The 3557-nt window shown below is 38.9% G+C and carries 1 protein-coding gene; it reads left to right on the top strand.

The genetic code is table 11. From position 1 onward, the window contains the following. A partial coding sequence (locus EQ921_RS14690; RefSeq protein WP_221410508.1) for a toxin TcdB middle/N-terminal domain-containing protein occupies nucleotides 1–3557 on the top strand: 3557 nt, incomplete at both ends.

Below are 3557 nucleotides of genomic sequence, written 5' to 3'. Positions count from 1 at the left end.
ATACTTTGAAGGCCAGAAGCTTCGTGAGTACAGCTTTACTTATACCCCCGGAGCCTTTTACAGTGATTTACTACAAAAAATTACCCACAAAGACGACCAGGGAAAAGAATTTACCAGCAATACCCTTGCGTATTATGATGATGTAAAATCGAAAGAAGGATATTTTCCATTTGATGAAAAAGAAGAAAATTGGGCCAGTAAAGATATGTCGCTTAATCGAAGCAAAACTAATTCTTATGGAGGCTCTTTTTATGCAGGGGGCGGAATGTTCAATGGCGATGCAATGACGACAAGTGGAACTTTAGGTAATAACTTTAGTTACACCTCTAGTATCACCGAAGGAAAATCTACCTTTATAGATATAAATGGAGACGGACTTCCGGATAAAGTGTACCTGAAGAATGGAGAATTGTACTATGAGCCTAATATTTTAAGTCAAGACTCACAAGGACACTTTGGAAAAGCCACACGTATAGAAGGAATAAATAAATTTTCCAAAACTAAATCCAATTCTTATAATGGAGGAGGCTCAATAAGAATAGGTTTTTGGGAGGCAACTGTATCCGGTGGGATGAATTATGGAAGTTCAACTACCACAACTACCGTTTATTTTTCAGATGTTAATAGCGATGGATTAATAGATATAGTATCCAACGGAAAAGTATATTTTAATCATATAGATCCGGACGATTCGGGAAATCTGATCCCTAAATTTTCATTAAAAAGCTCAGAAACCCCAAGCCCTATTATGGGAGGAGGAAAAGTAGACAGCTCAGACACCCAGGTTGATGACCAGGAACAAGCAGATTTAATTTACAACTCACCCTTATATGATGTCGTAAGAGTATGGGAAGCACCCTTTGATGGAAAAGTTAAAATTGAAGGGGCTATTCAGTTATTGTCTCCTCAAGGCACGTACGATAAAGATGAATATGATAAATCAGACGGAATACGAGCAGCGATACAGTTAAAAGGAGTTGAAAAATGGAGTAAAAAAATAGTAAAAGGCGATTTTACAACGTATCCTGCTCAGGTAGTATTATCTGAGAATATACAAAAAGGAGATAAAATTTACTTTAGATTGCAATCCGGTGATCAAGAAATGGCTAATGGTAGTTTTGATCAGGTTCGTTGGAATCCGGTGGTAACCTATACCCAATCCCGGTATATAAATGCAGATTTAAACAGTGAAAATCCTGACGGGCAAAAAGTTTATCAGTTTCCATCACAAGAAGCCAATGTAATTTCACAAGATGTAGTTACCCGCGTACCACAATTCCAAACAGCAGTTATTTCCGGAGTTTTTGAGAAACCGATTACTTCCGATAACCTAACAATGAAAATTATACAGGCAACCAATGATAGATCAGAAGAAGTCGTTGTATATGAAAAAGACTTTGCTTGGAATGAGACACATACAGGAGAGCTGGAAGTGCAGGTACCCCAAGGATTTTCGGAGCCCAACTTTTACTTTAGCCTTACTTCTCCAACGAATGTAAATTGGGGAGAAGTCAATTGGAAGCCTACTATGAAAATAGACGAAGACGAAACGTTAATTCCGGCAACCGTTAATTATAGTATATATACTCAACTCCTGGAGGGTACTTATTATACTATGAAATTTGATCATGTAGTAGATCATATAGAGGTAACCTCTGACATAGTACCGAAAGATCCTGTCAATGTTTCTGATTTCAGCGGAGACATACACATATCTGTCAAGAAAAAGAACGGATTGTTGGGGGCATACAAAATAACGATTGATAAAGGAGTGATAACAACACCTCCAACTATCGGTTTTGAACTGATGTCAAATTTATCCTCTTCACAAGATAATATATGGGTAGAAGGTTATACCTCAGATTACGGAATCATTCAAAATTTGAAAGAACTTAGAATAACAGTAAAGCCAAGCGGAGGAGTTGAAAAAACTATTCAGGCCAATGTGTTCACCACCCACCGGGATATAGGTTTCGGACATATGTACAGGAATTGGGGGCAGTTTATTTATAATGCAAATTCCGGGCGTTATGCACTTCCGATAGATGAAAGTAAATTAAATTTACCCAAAGATGATAAAGCAGATCTCGATCCCCGAACTATGATCTTTATTCCTATAGGATTAGATGTAGAGACTAAAAGTTATTGGGCAGGCGCAGACCGGTATGTTTATATAAAAGGAGAAGAAATGAGTGCCTCCCGCCTTGGAGAAAAAGAGGTGAAATTAACCAATCCTCTGGAAGGTTTATCAGGAAATAACACAGCTGAAGGTAAATGTCTGCAGGGAACTTCTGCCTTCGGAGTTAACCTGATATCCAAATCCAAAAGCCAAACCAAGCAATCCGGAGCCTCAGTCGGAATAGGAATTAATTATAATGATTCCAAAGGAGAAGATACGACCCTGTTATCATATTCAGATATGAACGGTGACGGGTATCCGGATATTATATCTAAAAGTAAGATACAATTTACCAATACCCGGGGAGGTTTTGACGGAGAAGTGATCGATACCAACCAGGGATATGAAGGGAATCATTTTAGTACAAGTACCAGTCAGGCATTTGGAGCAGGAGCTAGCCCTATATCAGCAGTTTCTATTCTAAGCCAGATAGGTAAAGGAGCACAAACGTCTAAAGGGAATGGTGCAGCAATCTCGGTCGGGCTTAGCTCTGTAGATGTATCAATTAGCGCACCCAAAATGGAAGAAGAAGTGGAACATAGCCTTTTGGATATTAATGGAGATGGTTTACCAGATAAAGTATATAAAGACGGAAAAGTAAGACTTAATTTAGGATATAGTTTTGCTCCGGCAGTAAATTGGGATATCAATGCCATACAAAAAGCAAAAACAGAGTCATTAAGTGGAGGATTAGATGTAGGAGGAGTTGTAGGAGCAACACAAAATAGCAGCAAACAAGATGTGGCTTCCTCCAGTATATCCGGAGGGATTAACATAACTACCTCCACCAGTAGTACTAAATTTAGCTTTATAGATGTAAATAGCGACGGATTAGTAGATAAAGTAAGAATAGATAACGGTAAAGCCTGGGTATCCTTAAATAGAGGAAGTTCCTTTGCTCCGGAAATAGAATGGAAACAACTGACCCAGACGTATAAATCTTCTTCAGTAAGTACTTCTGTAAATGCGGCTTACACTTATACGATTATCATACCTTTATCTCCTACAGGTGTTCTTCCCGCAATAAAAATACCTCTGAATCCCGGGATAAATTATTCACAAGCGGAGTCTTTTACCTTACATGATTTGAAGGATGTAGATGGAGACGGACATCTGGATATTGTTTGGATTAATGACGATGGGGAATTTCAGGTAAAAAAATCGACTATTGCCAGAACCAACAAGCTAAAAACCGTAACGAATACGTTAGGAGGCAGTTTCAGTGTGGACTATACACGTTCCGAAGCCACCTATGATCACCCGGGAGGGAAATGGGTACTATCAAGCGTAGAAATCAATGACGGAATCCAAGATGACGGAAGTAACACCCGAATGGAATACCGTTATAGCAAAGGAAAACATGACCGCCACGAGCGGG

The sequence above is a fragment of the Apibacter sp. HY039 genome (genome assembly GCF_004023655.1).
Lineage (GTDB): Bacteria > Bacteroidota > Bacteroidia > Flavobacteriales > Weeksellaceae > Apibacter > Apibacter raozihei.
Note: the sequence above shows the minus strand (reverse complement) of the source record. Positions and strands in the feature narration are given on the sequence as shown.